The sequence below is a fragment of the Streptomyces sp. GMY02 genome (genome assembly GCF_019056675.1).
Lineage (GTDB): Bacteria > Actinomycetota > Actinomycetes > Streptomycetales > Streptomycetaceae > Streptomyces > Streptomyces odonnellii.
Map to the genome: position 1 here is coordinate 2,281,017 of NZ_CP077658.1, position 21,418 is coordinate 2,302,434.

17 protein-coding genes are annotated in these 21,418 nt (G+C 70.1%); 9 read left to right on the forward strand and 8 right to left on the reverse strand.

Annotated elements, in window-relative coordinates; all coding sequences use genetic code 11:
* Nucleotides 1-4: 4 nt before the first annotated feature.
* From gltX to KQY30_RS09495, 3 genes are all read right to left on the reverse strand, one after another.
* Entirely contained in the window at nt 5-1,477 is a 1,473-nt protein-coding gene (gene gltX, locus KQY30_RS09485) for a glutamate--tRNA ligase (protein WP_217306451.1), read from the reverse strand.
* Nucleotides 1,470-2,252, reverse strand: a complete 783-nt coding sequence (locus KQY30_RS09490) for a fumarylacetoacetate hydrolase family protein (RefSeq protein ID WP_217306452.1) — start codon at nt 2,250-2,252, stop codon at nt 1,470-1,472. Before KQY30_RS09490 ends, gltX begins: the two co-directional genes overlap by 8 nt.
* Nucleotides 2,253-2,468: 216 nt before the next feature.
* On the reverse strand, nt 2,469-2,645 hold the full coding sequence (locus tag KQY30_RS09495) for a hypothetical protein (RefSeq protein WP_198533723.1): 177 nt from the start codon (nt 2,643-2,645) through the stop codon (nt 2,469-2,471).
* Nucleotides 2,646-3,218: 573 nt separating this feature from the next.
* On the opposite strand from KQY30_RS09495, the gene KQY30_RS09500 reads away from it, so the two are divergent.
* The 8 genes from KQY30_RS09500 (at nt 3,219) to KQY30_RS09535 (ending at nt 13,726) form a co-directional block, all read left to right on the forward strand.
* Nucleotides 3,219-6,923: a nitrate- and nitrite sensing domain-containing protein gene (locus KQY30_RS09500; protein WP_217306453.1), complete on the forward strand. Its 3,705-nt coding sequence runs from the start codon at nt 3,219-3,221 to the stop codon at nt 6,921-6,923.
* Nucleotides 6,924-6,932: 9 nt separating this feature from the next.
* The gene (locus KQY30_RS09505) at nt 6,933-7,346 is read left to right on the forward strand and encodes a roadblock/LC7 domain-containing protein (RefSeq protein WP_030351794.1); all 414 of its coding nucleotides are present in this window, start codon (nt 6,933-6,935) and stop codon (nt 7,344-7,346) included.
* A gap of 109 nt (nt 7,347-7,455) precedes the next feature.
* On the forward strand, nt 7,456-7,857 hold the full coding sequence (locus tag KQY30_RS09510) for a DUF742 domain-containing protein (RefSeq protein WP_046495927.1): 402 nt from the start codon (nt 7,456-7,458) through the stop codon (nt 7,855-7,857).
* Nucleotides 7,838-8,419 carry an ATP/GTP-binding protein gene (locus KQY30_RS09515; protein WP_189282429.1) on the forward strand — a complete coding sequence of 194 codons (582 nt, stop codon included), beginning with the start codon at nt 7,838-7,840 and terminating at the stop codon, nt 8,417-8,419. Before KQY30_RS09510 ends, KQY30_RS09515 begins: the two co-directional genes overlap by 20 nt.
* 339 nt (nt 8,420-8,758) lie before the next feature.
* Nucleotides 8,759-12,025 carry a nitrate- and nitrite sensing domain-containing protein gene (locus KQY30_RS09520; protein ID WP_217306454.1) on the forward strand — a complete coding sequence of 1,089 codons (3,267 nt, stop codon included), beginning with the start codon at nt 8,759-8,761 and terminating at the stop codon, nt 12,023-12,025.
* A 10-nt stretch (nt 12,026-12,035) separates the two neighbouring features.
* Nucleotides 12,036-12,449, forward strand: coding sequence for a roadblock/LC7 domain-containing protein (locus tag KQY30_RS09525; protein WP_026057603.1), 414 nt, complete (start codon nt 12,036-12,038; stop codon nt 12,447-12,449).
* Between the two features lie 100 nt (nt 12,450-12,549).
* Nucleotides 12,550-13,164: a DUF742 domain-containing protein gene (locus KQY30_RS09530; RefSeq protein WP_046497997.1), complete on the forward strand. Its 615-nt coding sequence runs from the start codon at nt 12,550-12,552 to the stop codon at nt 13,162-13,164.
* On the forward strand, nt 13,145-13,726 hold the full coding sequence (locus KQY30_RS09535; protein WP_031229389.1) for an ATP/GTP-binding protein: 582 nt from the start codon (nt 13,145-13,147) through the stop codon (nt 13,724-13,726). The genes KQY30_RS09530 and KQY30_RS09535 overlap by 20 nt, the downstream gene beginning before the upstream one ends.
* A gap of 109 nt (nt 13,727-13,835) precedes the next feature.
* On the opposite strand, the gene KQY30_RS09540 is transcribed toward KQY30_RS09535, so the two are convergent.
* From KQY30_RS09540 to KQY30_RS09555, 4 genes are all read right to left on the reverse strand, one after another.
* Nucleotides 13,836-14,039 carry an acyl-CoA carboxylase subunit epsilon gene (locus KQY30_RS09540; RefSeq protein WP_217306455.1) on the reverse strand — a complete coding sequence of 68 codons (204 nt, stop codon included), beginning with the start codon at nt 14,037-14,039 and terminating at the stop codon, nt 13,836-13,838.
* 47 nt (nt 14,040-14,086) lie between these two features.
* Nucleotides 14,087-15,670, reverse strand: a complete 1,584-nt coding sequence (locus tag KQY30_RS09545; protein WP_046500435.1) for an acyl-CoA carboxylase subunit beta — start codon at nt 15,668-15,670, stop codon at nt 14,087-14,089.
* 151 nt (nt 15,671-15,821) lie between these two features.
* Entirely contained in the window at nt 15,822-18,173 is a 2,352-nt protein-coding gene (locus KQY30_RS09550) for a polysaccharide lyase 8 family protein (RefSeq protein ID WP_254407037.1), read from the reverse strand.
* A gap of 216 nt (nt 18,174-18,389) precedes the next feature.
* Nucleotides 18,390-18,899 (reverse strand): hypothetical protein, encoded by a 510-nt coding sequence (locus tag KQY30_RS09555; protein WP_046500436.1) that lies wholly within the window; start codon nt 18,897-18,899, stop codon nt 18,390-18,392.
* 218 nt (nt 18,900-19,117) lie between these two features.
* Here KQY30_RS09555 and KQY30_RS09560 point away from each other — a divergent pair, with 218 nt between their 5' ends.
* Nucleotides 19,118-19,741, forward strand: a complete 624-nt coding sequence (locus KQY30_RS09560) for a YceI family protein (RefSeq protein WP_217306456.1) — start codon at nt 19,118-19,120, stop codon at nt 19,739-19,741.
* Between the two features lie 212 nt (nt 19,742-19,953).
* On the opposite strand, the gene KQY30_RS09565 is transcribed toward KQY30_RS09560, so the two are convergent.
* Complete coding sequence (locus KQY30_RS09565; RefSeq protein WP_217306457.1) at nt 19,954-21,303, reverse strand: hypothetical protein; 1,350 nt, start codon at nt 21,301-21,303, stop codon at nt 19,954-19,956.
* Nucleotides 21,304-21,418 lie beyond the last annotated feature (115 nt).

The following is a 21,418-nucleotide window of genomic DNA, read 5'->3' on the forward strand; positions in this document are numbered from 1 at the left end:
GCGGCTACGCCCGCAGCTTCGCCAGGGCCGCGTCGATACGGGTCAGGGTGCGCTCCCGACCCAGGAGTTCCAGGGACTCGAAGAGCGGGAGGCCGACCGTACGGCCCGTGATCGCGACACGGACCGGGGCCTGCGCCTTGCCCAGTTTGAGGCCGTGCTCCTCGCCCGCCGCGAGTACCGCGTTCTTGAGCGCCTCCGCGGTCCACTCCGCCTCGGCGATCTTCGTACGGGCGGTCTCCAGCAGCGCGTCCGCGCCCGGCTTCATCGCCTTCGCCCAGGACGCCTCGTCCTCCGCCGGCTCGTCCAGGAAGAGGAAGTCGACATTGGCGGTGATGTCCGAGAGCACCGTGAGCCGGGTCTGCGCCAGCGGCGCCAGTGCCTCGAAGGCCGCCGTGTCGAAGTTCTCCGGCGGCCAGGGCGCGTGCGGGGCCTTCAGCCAGGGCGCGCACGCCTCGATGAACGCCTTTCCGTCCAGCAGCCGGATGTGATCGGCGTTGATCGCCTCGGCCTTCTTCAGATCGAACCGCGCCGGATTCGCATTGACGTCCGCGATGTCGAACGCGGCGACCATCTCGTCCATCGAGAAGATGTCCCGGTCCGCGGCGAGCGACCAGCCCAGCAGGGAGAGGTAGTTGAGCAGCCCCTCCGGCAGGAATCCGCGCTCCCGGTAGAGGTTCAGGGAGGACTGCGGGTCGCGCTTGGAGAGCTTCTTGTTGCCCTCGCCCATGACATAGGGGAGGTGCCCGAACGCCGGGATCTCCTTCGCGAGGCCCAGCTCGATCAGTGCCTTGTAGAGCGCGATCTGGCGCGGGGTGGAGGACAGCAGGTCCTCGCCGCGCAGTACGTGGGTGATCTCCATCAGCGCGTCGTCGACCGGGTTGACCAGCGTGTACAGCGGCGCGCCATTGGCACGGACGATGCCGTAGTCCGGGACGTTCTCCGGGGTGAAGGTCAGCTCGCCGCGGACCAGGTCCGTGAACGTGATCGGCTCGTCGGGCATCCGGAAGCGCACGATGGAGGTGCGGCCCTCCGCCTCGTACGCCGCCCGCTGCTCGGCGCTCAGATCGCGGCACTGCCCGTCGTACCCGGAGGGACGGCCCGCCGCGCGGGCCGCCTCGCGGCGCGCGTCCAGCTCCTCGGTGGTGCAGTAGCAGTGGTACGCGTGGCCGGCCGCGAGCAGCTTGTCCGCGGTGTCGCGGTAGATGTCCATGCGCTGCGACTGGCGGTACGGCGCGTGCGGGCCGCCCACCTCGGGCCCCTCGTCCCAGTCGAACCCGAGCCAGCGCATCGAGTCGAGGAGCTGCTCGTACGACTCCTCGGAGTCGCGCGCCGCGTCGGTGTCCTCGATACGGAAGACCAGGGTGCCGCCGCTGTGCCGGGCGAAGGCCCAGTTGAACAGGGCGGTGCGGACCAGTCCCACATGGGGGTTGCCGGTCGGCGAGGGACAGAAACGTACACGGACGGGTCCGTTAGCCACGCTTGATCACCTTGTTGGTGAGAGTGCCGATGCCTTCGATGGTGACGGCGACCTCGTCGCCGACGCTGAGGGGGCCGACCCCGGCGGGGGTGCCCGTGAGGATGACGTCGCCGGGGAGCAGCGTCATGGCCTCGGTGATGTGGACGATCAGGTCCTCGACGGAGCGGATCATGTCGCTCGTACGGCCCAGTTGGCGCTGTTCGCCGTTGACCGTGCACTGGATGGTGAGGTCCGAGGGGTCGAGGCCGGTCTCCACCCAGGGGCCGAGCGGGCACGAGGTGTCGAAGCCCTTGGCACGGGCCCACTGGTTCTCGGCGCGCTGGGTGTCGCGGGCCGTGATGTCGTTGGCGCAGGTGTAGCCGAGGATGACGTCCTTGACCCGGTCGCGGGGGACTTCGCGGCACATCCGGCCGATGACGACGGCCAGTTCGGCCTCGTAGTGGACCTCGTCGGAGAAGGACGGGTACTCGATGGCGTCGCCGGTGCCGATGAGCGCGGTCGTGGGCTTGAGGAAGACGACCGGGACGTCGGGGACCGCGTTGCCCAGCTCGGCGGCGTGCTCCGCGTAGTTGCGGCCGACGCCCAGGATCTTGTTGCCGATCACGGGCGGCAGGAGGCGGACCTTGCTCAGCGGGACCTTGGTGCCGGAGAGCTCGAAGTCGGCGTACGGGATGCCCTTGATGATGTCGAGCACAAGGCCGGCCGGGTCGCTGCCCTCGCCCTCGACCGCGCCGAAGGCGACATTGCCGTCGATGGAGAATCTGGCGATGCGCACGGGATGCTGCCGCCCCTCACTACTTGACTTGCCGGCTGTTCCGGAGACTGACGCTCCAGGCTAGCGCGGGGGGCGTGGTGGGCGTCGCGCGTACGGAGCGGCCACCTCGGATGTCCGGGACGGCCGCTTCGCGTATTACAGTGCGAGTGAGAAGTGGATCAACGGTCACCCCACTGACCACTTCGAACGGAGCCGACGAGGGCCCCGGAGATGAACCTAGGACGCGACGGGAGCGTCCATCAGAGTCGTACGGCGGGGGTTGGCGGTCCGGTTGGGCAGGGCGACGGGGTGTTCCTGGTGCTCCGCGGGTGCCATCTCCTCGGCGTCCTTCAAATGCGCCAGTGTGGTGCGCCGGGGGTTGGCGGTGCTGCGGAACATCATCGTCGTCTTCATCTGTGGTGTCAGACCTTGTCGGGAGCGGGGCGCTGGGGCGCCACTTGTCGGATGAGCCATCTCTGTAAAGCGTCAGGCTAAACATCCGATTCCCCGCCACCGCCGGGATCCAGCAGCGATCTCCATGTGAGTTTCCTCACGACTCGCCGGGCATTTCCCCCATTACGGTCACTGATCGTTGACCATGGAATCGGACATTGAGCTACTGAACGTTACATTCCGCTCCTGATCATGAAGACTGGGACACCCCCCACCCGTAAGCGGGTCGTCAATAAAAGTCCGTTTCCTCCGTGAACCATTTCTACGGCTCGTGACCCGGTGCTCACACGGCGTCATTCAAGCCACGGGCCCTCCCATGGCCCTTGTTGGAGATCCTGCACTGTGCTGGAATTCCCCCCACCGCCGCGGGTTTACAAGCCGGCGCGCAGGGGCGCAACGCAGCGCCGAGTGGCGGCGGGAAAGGGGAGCAGCGCCGGTCACTCACGACCACCATGGGGGGCGTTCTGCACCCCACGACGCCGACACCGCCCCGCCGTTCGCGGAGGGGCGCCTGGTCCAGAGGTTGCGACGCTAGTGCAGGGACGTTTCAAGAGGGATAGCAGTGCTGCGGCGGAGCAGGAGCCCCGCGGCGGAACCGACCGCGGCTCCTCGCCCCAGCACACCCAGAACCCGGGACCGGCACCCTCGGGCGAGAGTGGCGGCAGAGGCGGGTCCGCCGGGGCCGCACCGGGTGCGGGCGGGCCTTCGGCGCCGCCCAAGCCCGTGACGCCACCGGTCACTTCGGTGCCGGGTGAGGTCGGGCCGAGGATCGCGCTGCGCAACTGGCGAATCAGCACGCGCCTGGTGGCGCTGCTGACACTGCCGGTGGTCGCCGCGACCTCGCTGGGCGGGCTGCGTATCAACCAGTCGCTGAATGACATTCAGCAACTGGAGCACATGCAGCTCCTCACCAAGATGACCAAGGAGGCGACCAGCCTCGCCGCCGCGCTCCAGGCGGAACGTGACGAGTCGGCAGGTCCGCTCACCAACGGCGAGTCGCCCGACGACTACAAGGTCAAGAACCGCCGGACCGCGACCGACCGGGCGAAGCGGGCCTTCCTCGACGCCACGGTCGACATCGGCAATACGGACGGCGACGAGGCGCTGGAGAGCATCCGCTCCAACGTCAACCAGATCGCCACCCAGGTCAACAAGATCAACGACATCCGCAAGGGCGCGTACACCTCGGAGTCGGACTCGCTGACCGTCGACGCGTACAGCGGACTGATCGACTCACTGCTGAGCCTCTCGCAGGACATGGCGCAGGCGACCAGCAACCCGGACATGATCAAGCGGACCCGTGCGCTGGCCGCGTTCTCGTCCGCCAAGGAGTACGCCTCCATCCAGCGGGCGGTCATCGCCGCCGCGCTGCCGGCCGACCCGAAGACCAAGGGCAAGCTCACCGACAGCGACCGGCTGTACGGTCTGGCCGCGCAGACCAAGGAGAGGAACGCCCTCACCTCCTTCAGCTCGCTGTACGAGTCGATGGGCGGCGACGCCGAAGAGCTGATGGCGCCGCTGAACGGGACCGGCAACCCTGAGATAGGCCAGGCCGAGAAGTACGCGGAACGCGTGCTCAACACCCCGGACGGCATGGCGCGGCAGCCCAACCGCTCGTATCTGGACTGGACCGACCAGGCGTCCACCCGGATCAACGCGATGAAGACCATCGAGGCCACGCTGCTGGGCGAGATGGAGGGCAAGGCCCGCGAGCTGCGCACCCAGTCGCAGCGCGACGCGCTCATCAACGGTGCGGTCATCCTGCTGGTGCTGGGTGTCTCGCTGGCCGGCGCCTTCGTGGTCGCCCGGTCCATGATCCGCTCGCTGCGCCGGCTCCAGGACACGGCCACCAGGGTCGCCCAGGACCGCCTGCCCGAGCTGGTCAAGCAGCTCTCCGAGTCCGACCCGCAGGATGTCGACACCTCCGTCGAGTCGGTCGGTGTGCACTCCCGGGACGAGATCGGACAGGTCGCCGCGGCCTTCGACGACGTGCACCGCGAGGCGGTCCGCCTCGCCGCGGAGCAGGCCCTCCTCCGGGGCAACGTCAACGCGATGTTCACCAACCTCTCGCGCCGCAGTCAGGGCCTGATCCAGCGTCAGCTCTCCCTGATCTCCGAGCTGGAGTCCCGTGAGGCGGACCCGGACCAGCTCTCCTCGCTCTTCAAGCTGGACCACCTCGCGACCCGTATGCGCCGTAACGGTGAGAACCTCCTCGTCCTCGCGGGCGAGGAACCGGGCCGCCGGTGGACCAGGCCCGTACCGCTGGTCGACGTGCTGCGTGCCGCGGCCTCCGAGGTGGAGCAGTACGAGCGCATCGAACTGGCCTCGGTCCCCGCGACCGAGGTCGCCGGACGCGTCGTCAACGACCTCGTGCACCTGCTCGCCGAGCTGCTGGAGAACGCGACCTCGTTCTCCTCGCCGCAGACCAAGGTCCGGGTCACCGGTCACGCGCTGCCCGACGGGCGGGTGCTGGTCGAGATCCATGACACCGGTATCGGTCTGTCCCCCGAGGACCTCGCGGCGATCAACGAGCGGCTGGCCTCGCCGCCGACCGTGGACGTCTCCGTATCGCGCCGCATGGGTCTGTTCGTGGTCGGCCGGCTGTCCCTGCGCCACGGCATCAGGATCCAGCTCCGCCCCTCCGACTCGGGTGGCACGACCGCGCTGGTCATGCTGCCGGTCGATGTCGCGCACGGCGGCAAGAAGGCTCCGCCGGCCGGTCGGCCCGGTGCCGGTCCCGGCGGCCAGAACGCGGTGGGCCAGGCGCCCGCCCCGGGCGGCCAGTTGACCGGCGGACCCGGTGCGGCCGGTGGCGGCAGGCCCGGTCTCGGCGCGGGACCCGGCGGCGGCCCCGGGCTGCTGGCGGGCGCGAGCCCGCGCGCCGCACTGCCGTCCCGGGACGGTTCGGGCGGCGGGCAGGGCGGACCGCAGGATCCGCAGCGGCAGGGCTCGGGCCAGTCCAGCATCTTCAGCCAGAACGCCTTCGGCGCGCCCGGCCAGGGCGGCGGCCAGGGTCAGGGCCGTAACGACCAGTTCGGCGGCCCGGCCGGGCAGAACCCGAACAGCCAGCAGGGTCCGGGCGCCAGGGCCGGCCAGGGCGGCGGCGACCGCAACGGCTTCAGCGGCCGTGCCCAGAACGCCTTCCAGCAGGGCGGCGCCCCCGACCGCGGCCGGCAGCTTCCGCCGCCCGGCGGACCGCGTGCCGAACTGCCCGGCGGGAACCCGCAGCCCCAGCGCCAGCAGACCACGAGCTGGGGCAGCGACCAGCAGCCCCCGCAGTCCGGGCAGCACTCTCCGCTGGACGTTCCGCGCGGCCACGAGGAGCACGACACCTCCGGCCAGTTCGTCAGGCCGGGAGCCGACCAGCAGGGTCCCGGGTCCACGGCCGAGTTCCAGCGCCCGGACTTCGGCGGGCCGCGGCCGGACGCGAACACGGGACGCGGCGGACCGCAGGACGCGGGTGCCACGGCCCAGTTCCCCCGTCCGGACTTCAACGCCCCGGGGGGCTACGACGCCCCGCAGAACGGGTACGGCAACGCCCAGTCGGACTTCCGTGCCCCCGCCGAGTACCACAACGCCCCGCAGCAGCGGGACTACCACCCCCAGCAGGACTTCAACGCCCAGCGCCCCGGAGTTCCGGGCGCGCAGGGCGGCTACCGGCCGCAGGGCCTGCCGCCGCAGCAGCAGCCCGAGGCGCTGCCGCCGGCCGGTCCCGGCGACGGCCGCACCCCGCTGTACGACAACCTGGAAACCAACTGGTTCCACGGACACGGCCAGCAGGGCGGCGGCCAGCAGTACCCGCAGCAGCCACCCCAGCAGCACCAGTCCCAGCAGCCCCCGATGCCGCGCCGCGACATCCAGGACTCCGGCACGAACGGCTCGGGCTTCCCGGGCCTGAACGCCAACGGTTCGGGCGCCCGTGGCGCGGGCGTCACCTCTTCCTGGCGTACGTCGCCCAACGACGAGCTGGTACGCCAGGCCGAGCGGGTCAAGAAGCCCCAGGCGGGCGGGATCACCACATCCGGTCTGCCCCGCCGGGTGCCGCGTGCCAATCTGGTGCCCGGCACCGCGCAGGAACAGAACACCCAGGCCGGTCCGCAGGTATCGCGTGCGCCAGCAGACGTACGCGGCCGGCTGACCAATCTCCGTCGGGGTATCCAGCAGGGTCGGCAGGCCGGCAACACCGGCCCGGCGACCGGGAGTTTCAACCTCGGCACCTCTCACCAGCAGGAGCGTTAGTTGAGTCCGATGAGTCAGGCTGCGCAGAATCTGAACTGGTTGATCACCAACTTCGTGGACAACACCCCCGGGGTGTCCCACACGGTGGTGGTCTCCGCGGACGGACTTCTGCTGGCCATGTCCGAGGGCTTCCCCCGCGACCGCGCCGATCAGCTCGCGGCCGTGGCGTCCGGTCTGACCTCGCTGACCGCGGGGGCGTCCCGGATCTTCGAAGGCGGCCCGGTCAACCAGACCGTCGTCGAGATGGAGCGCGGTTTCCTCTTCCTCATGTCCGTCTCCGACGGGTCCTCCCTGGCCGTACTGGCGCACCCCGAGTGCGACATCGGCCTGGTGGGCTACGAAATGGCCCTTCTGGTCGACCGCGCAGGTACGGTCCTCACCCCGGACCTGCGCGCCGAGCTCCAGGGCAGCCTGCTGCACTGAGGCTCAAGGCACCGTCCCCCGCTCCAACCACCGTCAGGCCGCCCAACCGGCCCCCCACCGGCCAAGTCAGACGGCACGCAGACATCTTGCTGTCACGCCCGGAGGATTCATGACCCCGCCACCCGCCTCTCACGATCCGTACGGCGCAGTCGACGCCTACGGCTCCGAGGGCGACCAGCCGCTGGTCCGTCCGTACGCCATGACCGGCGGACGGACCCGGCCGCGGTACCAGCTCGCCATCGAGGCGCTGGTCAGTACGACGGCAGACCCGGCGCACCTTGCCACTCTGCTCCCCGAGCACCAGCGGATCTGCCACCTGTGCCGTGAGGTCAAGTCCGTCGCGGAGGTGTCGGCCCTGCTGACGATGCCGCTGGGCGTCGCGCGCATCCTGGTCGCGGACCTGGCGGAGGCGGGCATGGTGGCCATCCACCAGCCGGGCAACGGAGAGGCCGGCGGCACGCCGGATGTGACACTGCTCGAAAGGGTGCTCAGTGGACTTCGCAAGCTCTAGCGGCGGAGCGGCACGGTCGACCACCAGCGCGAAGATCGTGGTGGCGGGCGGCTTCGGCGTGGGCAAGACCACGTTCGTCGGCGCCGTCTCGGAGATCAACCCGCTGCGTACCGAAGCCGTCATGACCAGCGCCTCCGCAGGCATCGACGACCTCACCCACACCGGAGACAAAACCACCACCACCGTGGCCATGGACTTCGGACGCATCACCCTCGACCAAGACCTCATCCTCTACCTCTTCGGCACCCCCGGACAGGACCGCTTCTGGTTCATGTGGGACGACCTCGTCCGCGGCGCCATCGGCGCCGTCGTCCTCGTCGACACCCGCCGCCTCGCCGACTGCTTCCCCGCCGTCGACTACTTCGAAAACTCAGGACTCCCCTTCGTCATCGCCCTCAACGGCTTCGACGGACACCAGCCCTACACCCCCGACGAAGTACGCGAAGCACTCCAGATCGGCCCCGACACCCCCATCATCACCACCGACGCACGCCACCGCGCCGACGCCAAAAGCGGACTCATCACCCTCGTCGAACACGCCCTCATGGCACGGCTCAAGTAGACGTCCGGCTACGGCGGTTGCCGTACGGAGCAGCGGGAGGCGGGCCATGTCCATCGACATAGCCCGCCTCCATGTTCATAACATTTCGACAGAGAATTCACGGACACCGGACACCCGACGCACTCGTCCGGTGCCACTGTGCTCACATCAGCCCCGTCTTTTGGCGGGGCTCGCTCTTTTGCCCGTTTTACGTGAGGCTTGGACCACTCGGAATGGCTGATTCCCGCTGTTTGGAATGGGGCCGTTCCTCGTGCTGCAATTCGACAACTCCCGAGTAGTACGGCCCCGAACAGAACACGGCACAAACGTAGGTGCCGACGCCGAGAGGTTGTTGGTCGAGTGAGGCGAAGCAAGACGAGCTCCGCGGAGCAGCAGGCGCGGGGCAACTTCACCCCGCCGCCGCGCGCAGCGGTGCCGCCTTCGGTCGCCACCGGGTCCCCGCCGGCGGCCGGCAGCAGCAGTCCGCTCTCCCCGCGCAACTGGCGGGTGCCGACCCGGCTGAACGCCATCCTCCTGATTCCTGTGCTGGTCGGTCTGGTGATGGGCGGCTTCCAGGTCAAAGCTGCCGTGGACACCTGGCAGGAGGCGCAGGACGCCGAACGGACGGCTCTGGTCGTACGGGCCGCCGCCGGGTACGGGCAGGCCCTGCTCAACGAACGAGATCTGACCGCCCAGCCGCTGCTGACCGGCGAGGGCGACGCCCCGGTGGTCGCACAGGTGCGGGCGGCCACGGACGCCGCGAAGAAGAAGTTCGACGAGGCCGTCCGGGACATGCCCGCGGACCAAGGCCTGGAACGCCGGCTGAGCCTGTTCCGGGCGGAGGAGCCGAAGCTCGCCGCCATCAGGAAGAGCGCGTACATCGAGGGGGTCGAGACCCCGGACAAGAGCGGTGGCAAGGGCGGCCCGGTGGCGACCGAGGAGGGGTATGTGCTGGTCCAGCACTCCCTCATGGAGTTCGCCAACGAACTGGGCCTGGGCACCTCCAACATCACCAGCTACGGCCGTACCGTCTACGCGATCCAGCTCGCCAAGGCCGCCGAGTCGCTCCAGCGCTCCATCGGTACGCATCTGCTGGTCAGGCCTAACCAGACGGAGAACGTCAGGAACGGCCAGACCATCGCCTTCTCCTCCTATGCCTATCTGGAGGACATCGCCGTCGCCGAGTACGTCTCCGGCGGTACGGAGGCGGATACGGCCAGGCTCCAGGACGTGATGGCACAGAAGGCGGCCGAGGGCGCCAAGAAGCTCGCGGCGGCTCAGCAGCAGGCGGCGGCCAAGGGCGAGGACTTCGTCGCCCCGCCGAGCAAGGAGGGCTCCGTCCTGGACGGCATGGTGGCGGAGATCGCCACCGGGGACAGCCCCGAACGGCTCGCGCAGCGCGGGGTGACGCCCGAGGCCTGGATGGCCGCCTCCACCGCCAAGTTCGACGGCTACACGGTCCTGGAGAAGGACCTCGTCGACAGGGCCGTGGCGGACGCGGCGCAGATCTCGGAGAACGCCAGGAACAACGCCATCACCATCGGCGGCGTCGTGGTGATCGCGCTGCTGGCCGCCTTCGTCCTGGCCGGGATGATGGCCCGGCAGATGAGCCGCGCGATGCTGGGGCTGCGCACGGCCGCGTTCGGCATCGCCGAGCAGCGGCTGCCGATGCTGGTCGACCAGCTCTCACGGACCGAGCCCGGCCGGGTCGACACCCGGGTCCAGCCGATCCCCATCGACTCGCGCGACGAGATCGGCGAGGTCGCCCGCGCCTTCGACCAGGTCCACCGCGAGGCGGTCAGGCTGGCCGCCGAACAGGCCATGCTGCGCGGAAACGTCAATGCCATCTTCACCAACCTCTCGCGCCGCAACCAGTCGCTGATCGAAGGGCAGTTGACCCTCATCTCCGATCTGGAGAACAACGAGGGCGACCCGGACCAGTTGGAGAACCTCTTCAAGCTGGACCACCTCGCGACCCGTATGCGCCGCAACGGCGAGAACCTCCTCGTCCTCGCGGGCGAGGAGCCTGGCCGCCGCTGGAACCAGCCGGTGCCGCTGGTGGACGTCCTGCGCGCCGCCTCCTCCGAGGTCGAGTCGTACGCCCGTATCGAGCTGACCGGCGTCCCCGAGACCGAGATCCACGGCCAGTCGGTGACCGACCTGGTCCATCTCCTCGCCGAGCTGCTGGAGAACGCCACCACCTTCTCCTCGCCGCAGACCAAGGTCAGGGTCACCGCGACCCGGCTGCCCGACGGCCGGGTGATGATCGAGATCCATGACAAGGGCATCGGCCTGACCGCCGAGGACTTCGCGGACATCAACCACAAGCTGGCCAACCCGCCGACCGTGGACGCCGCCGTCTCGCAGCGCATGGGCCTGTTCGTGGTCGGCAGGCTCGCCGACCGGCACGGCATCCGTGTGCAGCTCCGCCCCTCGGGCGAGCAGGCCGGTACGACCTCGCTGGTCATGCTCCCCGACGCGATCACCCATGGCGGGGGCGGCGAACCGGCCCCGGCCGACGATTTCACCGTCTCGCAGATCATCCCGGACCAGCAGATCCCGGCCGGCGAGCAGGTCTTCGACACCGGCACCCCGATGCTGACCGCCGCCGAACTGGGCTTCGACGACTCGCGGTACGACGACCCGCCGGGCCAGTCGGACCAGCGGGACGACAGCCGCACGCTCGACCCGGTCAACCGCACCCTCAAGCGCGAGGAGCGGCGGGCGGCGCTGGGCGGCCCCGGGACCGCGGAGCAGCCGGTCTTCCAGGACCCGGCCGTCCACTACCGCGAGGAGGTCGACGGGCAGTACCTGCCGCAGGAGGCCTCGCCCTCGTACGAGCAGGGATACGCCGCTCCCCCGGCGGCCACGGAGACCGGCTATCCGCAGACGGCCGGCTACGAGGACTTCCAGGAGTTCCAGGAGCCCGCTGCGCAGCCGTACGCGGAGGCCGCGCCCCAGCCGTACGCGGAGCCGTATGCGGAGGCGCCCCAACAGGGCGACTGGGCCGGTCAGAACGCGTACCAGGACGTGTACGGGACCGAGCGGCACCCGGAACCGGAATCGGCCCCCGACGCTCCCGCGAACGCCCGCGACCGCGTAGGCTTCGACCGTCCGGGCCCGTCCCCGAGCAGCAGTCATACGCTGACGGACGCGGGTCTGCCGCGCCGGGGCAGCAGCCAGCCGCCACAGCGGTGGCAGCAGACGGGACAGGACAGCGGCCCGCTCGGAACGGCGGGTCCGGCCGTACCACCGCCCTCACCCGCCGCGGAGACTCCGCAGAACGGGCTCGGCGGCGGTCAGGGCAACGGGCAGAGCGAGGCGGCGGGTTCCGGGGACTGGCGGTCGAGGAACGACGAGCGCTGGCAGCGGGCCGAGAAGCTCCGCGAACCCAAGGCGGGCGGGATCACCGCGTCGGGGCTCCCCCGGCGCGTGCCCAAGGCCAATCTGATCGAGGGAGCGGCGGAGCAGACCCCGCAGGGCGGCACCCAGATCTCCCGGGCCCCCGAGGACATCCGCGGCAGGTTGAGCAACCTGCGGCGCGGTGTCCAGCGGGGCCGCAACGCGGGAGCGGACACGAACGGACCGGGCCACGGCCCGGGCAGTACCTACAACCAGGAGCGTTAGTGTGAGCCCGATGAGCCAGGCGGCGCAGAATCTGAACTGGTTGATCACCAACTTTGTGGACAACACCCCCGGGGTGTCCCACACCGTGGTGGTCTCCGCCGACGGACTCCTGCTGGCCATGTCCGAAGGTTTTCCCCGCGACCGCGCCGATCAGCTCGCGGCCGTGGCGTCCGGTCTGACCTCGCTGACCGCGGGGGCGTCCCGGATCTTCGAAGGTGGTGCCGTCAACCAGACCGTCGTCGAAATGGAGCGCGGTTTCCTCTTCATCATGTCCATCTCGGACGGGTCCTCCCTGGCCGTTCTCGCGCACCCGGAGGCCGACATCGGCCTGGTGGGATACGAGATGGCGCTTCTGGTCGACCGCGCGGGCACGGTCCTCACCCCGGACCTCCGGGCCGAGCTCCAGGGAAGTCTGCTCAACTGAGAGACAGTGCGCTGCTCGCCACCGCACCATTAGGGTGCGGTGGCGCGGATTCACAGGACCGTCAACATCGGCCCGGCGACCGGCAGTCGGAGGAGGAAACGTGGCTACACCCCCAGACGGACATCCCTATGACTACGACGGTGTGCGGCGGGCCCAGGGCGAACCCGTACGGAACCGCTTCAACTTCCCCTCCGCGCCAAGCGGTCAGCCGGGAGGCCAGGGCGGCGGACCACCCCGGCAGGAGCCTTACTACCCCCAGCAGCGGCCGTACGAACCGCCGCGGCGGCAGCCTTATGAAGAACCGCGGCAGCCCCGCATCCAGCCGGTGGAGCCGCGCCGCGCCCCGGAGGAACCCGCTCCCTCCATGGGCACGCACAACCCGCTGGTCCGTCCGTACGCCATGACCGGCGGCCGGACCCGGCCGCGGTACCAGCTCGCCATCGAGGCGCTGGTCAGTACGACGGCCGATCCGTCCCGGCTGCACGGGCAGTTGCCCGAGCACCAGCGGATCTGCCGGCTCTGTTTCGAGATCAAATCGGTCGCCGAGATCTCGGCGCTCCTCTCCATCCCCCTCGGCGTGGCCCGGATCCTCGTAGCCGACCTGGCGGAGGCGGGCCTTGTCGCCATCCACCAGCCCGGCGGCGACGAGGCCGTCGGTGGCCAGCCAGACGTGACACTGCTCGAAAGGGTGCTCAGTGGACTTCGCAAGCTCTAGCGGCGGTGCAGCCCGCTCAACCACCAGCGCGAAGATCGTGGTGGCGGGCGGCTTCGGCGTGGGCAAGACCACGTTCGTCGGCGCCGTCTCGGAGATCAACCCGCTGCGTACCGAAGCCGTCATGACCAGCGCCTCCGCAGGCATCGACGACCTCACCCACACCGGAGACAAAACCACCACCACCGTGGCCATGGACTTCGGACGCATCACCCTCGACCAAGACCTCATCCTCTACCTCTTCGGCACCCCCGGACAGGACCGCTTCTGGTTCATGTGGGACGACCTCGTCCGCGGCGCCATCGGCGCCGTCGTCCTCGTCGACACCCGCCGCCTCGCCGACTGCTTCCCCGCCGTCGACTACTTCGAAAACTCAGGACTCCCCTTCGTCATCGCCCTCAACGGCTTCGACGGACACCAGCCCTACACCCCCGACGAAGTACGCGAAGCACTCCAGATCGGCCCCGACACCCCCATCATCACCACCGACGCACGCCACCGCGCCGACGCCAAAAGCGGACTCATCACCCTCGTCGAACACGCCCTCATGGCACGACTGCGGTAAGTCCCGCGCGGCGCACCGCCGCAGACACACGAAGGCCCCCGCACTCAAGGAGTGCGGGGGCCTTCGCTTCGTACGGCTTCTGGCGCCTTGGGACGGCCTGTGGCGGCTGTCAGCCCTGCCAACTGTGCGGGGCGCGGAAACCGGGAGTGCGCTCAAGACGGCGCCAGCCGGCCGTGGAGCGGCCGTGGTGGGCCGGGGCGTCCTTCCGGGCCGCGGCACGGGCCATCAGGACGGCGGTGATGGCGGCCAGCTCCTCGGGGCCGGCCTGCCCCTTCTCGACGCGCAGCAGGGATTCGTTCGTGGATTCGCTCATGGAGGTCGTGTCTCCGTCTTCTCGGCGGGAGGGCGCGGGGCGCAGGGTCACTGCGGGGGGTTGCCGTGCTTGCGGGACGGCAGGTCGGCATGCTTGGTACGGAGCATCGCGAGCGCGCTCGCGAGCACCTCACGGGTCTCCGCGGGGTCGATCACGTCGTCGACCAGTCCGCGCTCCGCCGCGTAGTAGGGATGCATCAGCTCGGCCTTGTACTCCTTGACCATGCGGGCACGCATGGCCTCCGAGTCCGCGGCTTCCGCGATCTGCCTGCGGAAGATGACATTGGCGGCACCCTCGGCGCCCATCACCGCGATCTCGTTCGTGGGCCAGGCGTAGGTGAGGTCGGCTCCGATGGACTGGGAGTCCATCACGATGTAAGCGCCTCCGTACGCCTTGCGCAGGATCAGCGAGATCCGCGGCACGGTGGCGTTGCAGTACGCGTAGAGGAGTTTGGCACCGTGCCTGATGATCCCGCCGTGCTCCTGGTCGACACCGGGCAGGAACCCGGGCACGTCCAGCAGCGTCACGATCGGGACATTGAAAGCGTCGCACATCTGGACAAAGCGCGCAGCTTTCTCGGACGCCTCGATGTCCAGCACCCCGGCGAGGGACTGCGGCTGGTTGGCGACGATGCCGATGACCTGTCCGTCCAGCCGGGCCAGGGCGCAGATGATGTTCCGCGCCCAGCGCTCATGGACCTCCAGGAAGTCGCCCTCGTCAACCAGCTCCTCGATGACCTTGTGCATGTCGTACGGGCGGTTGCCGTCGGCGGGCACCAGATCGAGCAGCACGTCGGAGCGGCGGTCCACCGGGTCCTCGGAGACGACCGTGGGCGGGTTCTCGCGGTTGTTCTGCGGCAGCATCGACAGGAGGTAGCGCACCTCGGCGATGCAGGTCTCCTCGTCGTCGTACGCGAAGTGCGCGACGCCGGAGGTCTCGGCGTGCACATCGGCGCCGCCGAGGCCGTTCTGGGTGATCTCCTCGCCGGTGACCGCCTTGACGACGTCCGGTCCCGTGATGAACATCTGCGAGGTCTCGCGGACCATGAACACGAAGTCGGTGAGGGCCGGGCTGTAGGCGGCGCCGCCCGCGCACGGGCCGAGCATCACACTGATCTGCGGAATCACCCCGCTCGCACGGGTGTTGCGCTGGAAGATCCCGCCGTAGCCGGCGAGCGCGGAGACGCCCTCCTGGATCCGGGCCCCCGCGCCGTCGTTGAGCGACACCAGCGGGGCACCGGCCGAGATGGCCATGTCCATAATCTTGTGGATCTTGGTGGCGTGTGCCTCGCCGAGGGCGCCGCCGAAGATCCGGAAGTCATGCGCGTACACGAAGACCGTCCGGCCCTCGACCGTGCCCCAGCCGGTGATGACACCGTCCGTGTACGGCTTCTTGGCCTCCAGGCCGAAGCCGGTGGCGCGGTGCCTGCGGAGCTGCTCGACCTCCCTGAACGACCCCTCGTCGAGCAGCAGCTCGATGCGCTCACGCGCGGTCAGCTTGCCCTTGGCCTTCTGGGCTTCGGTCGCGCGGTCGCTGGGGCCCCGGCGGGCCGTCTCGCGCAGGGCGTGCAGTTCGGCCACACGCCCCCGGGCATCGGTTGGCTCGCCCGGCGTCTCGTCCACTACGGTCATGTCCCAACCCTACGAACAGCACCGTGAAAACACGCCGTAGACTCCACACAGTCTCCTGGCGGTATTCCTGGTGGGCCTGGACAGAACCCGGCACGATGCGGGGTTCCCGGACAGCAAGGTACCCCCGGCTGTTGTGGGATTCCCCTAGATGTCAGATCAACGCCACCTGGCACCGATAGGCCTCGCAGGCCGTTCCGGGGGTGATCCTCAGCCGTAGCGTACGGCCCGCCGAGAGCACCTCGACCCCCGGGTCGACGGCCTGCACCTCCCGTACTCTCCGGTCCCAGACGACCTCCAGCGGCCGTCCGGAGCGCGGGGGTTCACTGATACGGAGCGTGGCGGTACGGCCCCGGACCACGGCCAGCACGCTCGCGGGGGCGGTCGCGGTGAGCGGTCCCGCCGTACCGGGCCGCCAGAAGTTGACGGCCGTGCAGCCGAGCGGGTGAAGCTCCACCGCCTGCCGGTCCGCGTCGTTGGCGAGGATCCGCAGCCAGTGCGGGTCGGCGGCGCGGGCCGCGAGCGCCCGCCGGGACGCACCGGGCATCAGCAGATAGGCGTAGGCCGCGCCGGTGGGGTCGGTGCCGTGGTCGATCCAGAGGGTCCGGTAGCGGCGATTACGCCGTTCGGGGGAACCTCCGGTGTTGATGTCGCTCCAGGCACCGGTACGGTCCTCCGCGAGGGTCCTGAGCGGGGCGCCGCCGGGGAAGACCCAGCCGCCGTGGCCCGCCAGATGGGCCCAGCGGGGGCGTGGACCGTGATCGAGGGTGAAGGTGTCCGCGCCGCGCTCGCCCAGGTTGCGGTTGTCGACAATCGTCTCCACCGGCACCCCGTCCGTACAGGTGATTCCGGCACCCAGGCAGATGACCGCGTCGTCGGTGAAGAACCAGGACTTGCGTGCTTCGAGGGTGGAGCCGAGGCCCTTGAGATGCTGGCCGACGGCGGCGAAGGTCCCGTCGGTCACTCCGCCCACCCACCGCACGTCCGGCTTGGGCTCGCCCCACTCGCCGCCCTCCCGGTCCGCGAGCCGCCGGGTGGACACGGTCGTACCGGGCAGGCGGTACGGGTCGACAGTGGGCCAGAACCAGTCCGTGTACTGGTCGTTGCCCCGGTCGGCGCACCACCACGAGAGCATCCCGGCCCCGGTGTGCCAGCCGCGCGGATTCTCGCCGTTGCCGCACTCGTAGTGCGCGATCCGCCCGGAGGCCATGGCGAGGGCGGCGGCCCAGCCGTGCCCCCGGTGCACGGCCCGGTCCATCGCGGCGAAGAGGGTGTGGCCGGCCGGTTCGGGGACGGCGGGCACGGGCGAGGCGGCGACGGTGTGCAGCCGCGCCAGATCGGCGACGTCGAACTGCGGGGCGGTGAGCACGGGTGCCACGGTGTCGCGCTCGATCCAGCCCTTGACCAGCCCGGTCCAGCGCTCCCGCTCGGCGGCGGACGCCCCACCCGCGAGCAGCGGAAGGGCCGCGATCAGCGCCTGGCCGTGGAAGTGGTCGCTCCGCATGACGCCCAGGTCGTCGCCCGCGAGCCAACCCCGGCTGATGGCACGGCCGTTGACGCAGTCCATCATCAGACCGTTGTAGATCAGCGGTGCGAAGGCGCGTTCCGCGCTGTCGAGTACGTTCTGCCGGGCCGGGTCGGTGATGGCCCAGGAGGACCCGGCGAGCAGGGAGAAGAGCCGGCCGAGGCCGTCGAGCAGGACCTGTCCGTACGTTCCTGAGTAGGCGACCCAGGTGTGCTGGACGAACGAGCCGTCGGCGTAGAGGCCGTCCCCGCTCGTGACATACGGGAAGACGGGCGAGAGCGCGTCCCGGGCGAGAGCGGTCTTGGCGGGGGCCCGGCCGAGGATGCCGCGCAGGGCGACGGAGCGGCAGAGGTCGACGCGGTTGGCGCCGGTGCTGGTGCCCGAGTAGTCGGTGAGGAGGGCGTCGGGGACGAAGTGGTCGACGGCCGCGCAGGCCGCCGCGCGCCGCTCCTCGGTGAGGTGCTCGTACAGGACGGCCGTGATGTCCATGAGCAGCCGGGGGCTGCCGATCTGCCATTCCCACCAGTTGCCGTAGGGGGTGGTGGCAGGGTGGTAGACGGTGGTGGAGAGATGGGCGAGCCCGCGCAGGATGCCGGCGAGGAGTGACTCGTCACCGGTGAGACCGGTGCCGGGCTGGGCGTAGGCCCGGGTCATGGTCCAGAGCCGGTCGTAGCTGCGGGTGATTCCGGCGGGCGGGTCGAAGGGGTGGCCGGGCCAGAGATGGGTGGCGGCCGGTGCCATGGACCGCCGGAAGGCCTCGGCCCGGGTGCCGGTCGCGGCGAGCCGGGAGGCATAGGGCTCGGCGTCGGGGTCGTAGCCCGTGCCGAGCTGGATGTCCGTCCAGCGCAGCCGCAGCGCCTCGAACTCGTCGGCGGGGGCGAGCGGTTCGGATGCGGAGGCCGGGGGCACGGAGCCGAGCCCGAGGGTGCCGGCTGCGGCGGCCAAGACGGTGCGACGGGACCAGGCTGCTGGCTGCGACACGAGAACCTCCGCGCTCAGGACGGGCAATCGCCGGACGGGCTCATTGAAGCCCGTCCGGCGATTGAGGACACGGCACAGCAGGCCCGTCCGGCGGATTCAGGACACAGCCCGGCGGCCCGTCCGGCGCTCGGAGGACATGGCACAGCAAGCCCGTCCGGCGGATTCAGGACACAGCCCGGCAGGCCCGTCCGGCGCTTGAGGACACGGTGGAACCGGTCAGCAGCCGCCGCAGTTGTAGTACGTGACGTCCCAGTGGTTGCCCTCGTCCGCGTAGAGGTTGCCGGCGCCGGACTGCCACTGCGGGTAGCCGTCACCGCGCGGGCCGATGTAGGTGAAGTTGTTCTTGATGTAGTTGGTGAGGCAGGTGGCCTTGGCGAAGTCGAGCTTGTAGCCGTTCCAGTGCGAGTACGTGCCGCTCGCGTGGCCCGTCTCCGTACCGCCCGTGATGTTCAGGGCGCAGCCGCTCGCGCTCTTCAGGGTCTGGGCGCCCTGGGCCGTGGCCAGGTTGAGCTGCTCGAACGACGTACAGGTCGGGTTGTTGCGGTTGGAACAGCCGCCGGAGGACGACCAGGTGATGCCGCGTGAGCTGAACATCGAGGTCGCGGTGGCGTGCGAGATCTTGGTGGCCGCCTGAGCGTCGCCGGCCGAGGTCAGAACGCCGAATCCGGGGGCGAAGAGAGCGCCCAGGACCAGCGCGAACGCGGTGAGGTACGAGCGGAGCTTCATGGGGGGATTGCCTCCTGCTGAGAACCGTTGAGGTGGATGGGGCAGCGGTGCAGGTGGTAACGGAGCGATGTCGCGGACCGATGGTGCCCGAGATCTACGCGCGTCCGCCAGGGTGCGGGGAACTCGATCGGATGACTTTGTTGAAGATTGAACGAGAGAGGTCTAAGGTGGGCGCCGATTGAAGGTTTAGAACTCGTCAGTCGCACTCAGGAGGAACCATGGCCCTCTTCGGCCGCAAGAACGACAGCACCGACTCCTCGGCCACCGCCACCGTCGAGGTGGACCCGGCCCTCGCCGCGCTGACCGGCGAATACACCATCGACCCGGCCCACAGCACCATCAGCTTCACCGTCCGGCACGCGATGGTCACCAACGTCCGCGGCTCGTTCACCGAGCACGAGGGCTCGCTCAGCCTGGACGGCTCGAACCCGGCCGCCTCGACCGCCACGATCGAGGTCTCCATCGCCAGCGTCGACACCGGGATGCCCGACCGTGACGGCCATCTGCGCAGCGCCGACTTCTTCGACGCGGAGACCTTCCCGAAGATGTCGTTCCGCTCCACCGCGGCCGAGCAGCTCGACGCCGAGACCTACCGGGTGACCGGCGATCTGACCATCAAGGACGTCACCAAGCCGGTCACCATCGACCTGGAGTTCCAGGGCTCCGCCACCGACGTGTACGGCAACGAGCGCGTCGGCTTCGAGGGCACCGCGTCCATCCTGCGCTCCGACTGGGGCCTGACCTGGAACGCGGCGCTGGAGACCGGCGGGGTCATGGTCAGCGACAAGGTCAAGCTGAACTTCGACATCTCCGCGATCAAGAAGGCCCCCGAGGCCGCCTGAGGCCGCCGGGGACCGGGTGAGGAGACCGGCGGGGGCGCGGCTTCCCGACCGGGGCTCGGCTCGGCGGCCGTACGGATCGTACGGCGGAGCCGGAGCCCCGGCCGGTCCGGGTCCGGGGGCCGTCCGCCGGGGCCCGTCGGAGTCCGTTCAGGTCTGCCCGTATCTGTCCAGATCTATCCGGACCTCTCCGGGTCTCTCCGGGCCGGTCCGGGTCAGAAACCGCCCCCGCCGTCGAATCCTCCGCCGCCTCCGAAGTCCCCTCCCCCGCCGAACCCGCCACCGCCGAAGTCGCCCGGGTCGTAGTTCCCACCCGAGTAGTCGCCGCCGGCGTAACCGGTGTAGTCACCGCCGCCGTAGTCCGCGGCATAGCCGGGGGTCGCCATCAGCGAGCCGAGCATCGTGCCCACCAGCAGCCCCGGCAGCAGCCCGCCGCCGAAGTAGCCGCCGGCCCAGGGTCCGTACACCGGTCCCGCCTCCCAGTACGGCCGGGGGCCGCTCGCGGTCTCGACCGTACGGGCCAGCGGGTCGTCGCCGTCCGCCAGCCGGGCCGCGTCGGCCGCGCAGACCGGGACCGTACGCCGTACCCCGGCGGGCGGCGCCCACTCGGCGTCGGTGGTCGAGGGGCCGTGGCGCGGGTCGAAGAAGCACGGCGAGCGGCGCTCCGGCAGCGGGGCGCCCTTCCTGCGCGCGTCGAGCAGGGCCAGCGAGAACCGCCCGTCCTCCAGCGCCTCCGTCACCCCGCGCACATCATCGGGCCGCTGGGCGGAACCCATCAGCGACTTGGCCTTCTCGTACGCGTCGAGCGAGCGCTCGTAGTCGGTGCGCATCGCGTCGTCGGCGCCCGCCTCGGCCGGGTGGAAGTCGAGCCGGTCCAGTTCCTCGCCGAAGGCGGTGATGTCCTCGTCGACGACGACCCGCAGCTTCTCCAGGGCCTCCCGCTCACGCTCGACGCGCTTGCGGCGGCTGTGGCGCGACAGGGCGTACGCGCCGGCGCCGCCCACCACGACCACGGAGCCGAGCACGATCAGTCCGGTGGACGAGCTGTCCGTACCGTCCGATCCCGTGGTGTCCCAGGAGGCCGGGGCCTGGCCGCGGATCTGCGGAAGCGCCTGGTCGACGAAGTTGTTCAGCTCGGTCGCGGCGTCGACGGGTCCGCCCGCCTTGACCGCGTCGGTGAGGTTGCGGACCGCCTGGTGGGGCAGTACGGCGGAGTCGGCGCCCGCGTTGAAGCCGTCGCCGAGCCGGATCGCGTACAGACCGGTGATGCCGGTCTCGGTCCGTACGGTGTTGAGCACGGTCGCGGCGGGGTACGCGGCGGTGTCCGGCAGGACGGCCACGAAGAGCGGCTTGTCCGCGTCCTTGATCTTCTTCGCCAGGGCCTCGGCCTCGGTGGTCGAGAGCTGGCTCCTGGCCGCCGGGTCCACATAGACAGGCCCGTTCTTGAGCGCCTCGGCGACGGTCGCGGGGCCGGTGGCGGCCTCGGCGGCGGGCGCGATTCCCAGGGCTGCGGCGGAACCTGCGAGCAGCACCCCGGACAGTGTGGAATACAGCCTCGTCCTCATACATTGACGCTACCCGAAACGCGCCAAGACGGGGCAGGGGTGAGCAAAGGCGTAAGCGGAGCGAAAGAATTACGGCAGGGCTTTCCGGAAGGCGAAAGGGTGAGGCACCCGGACC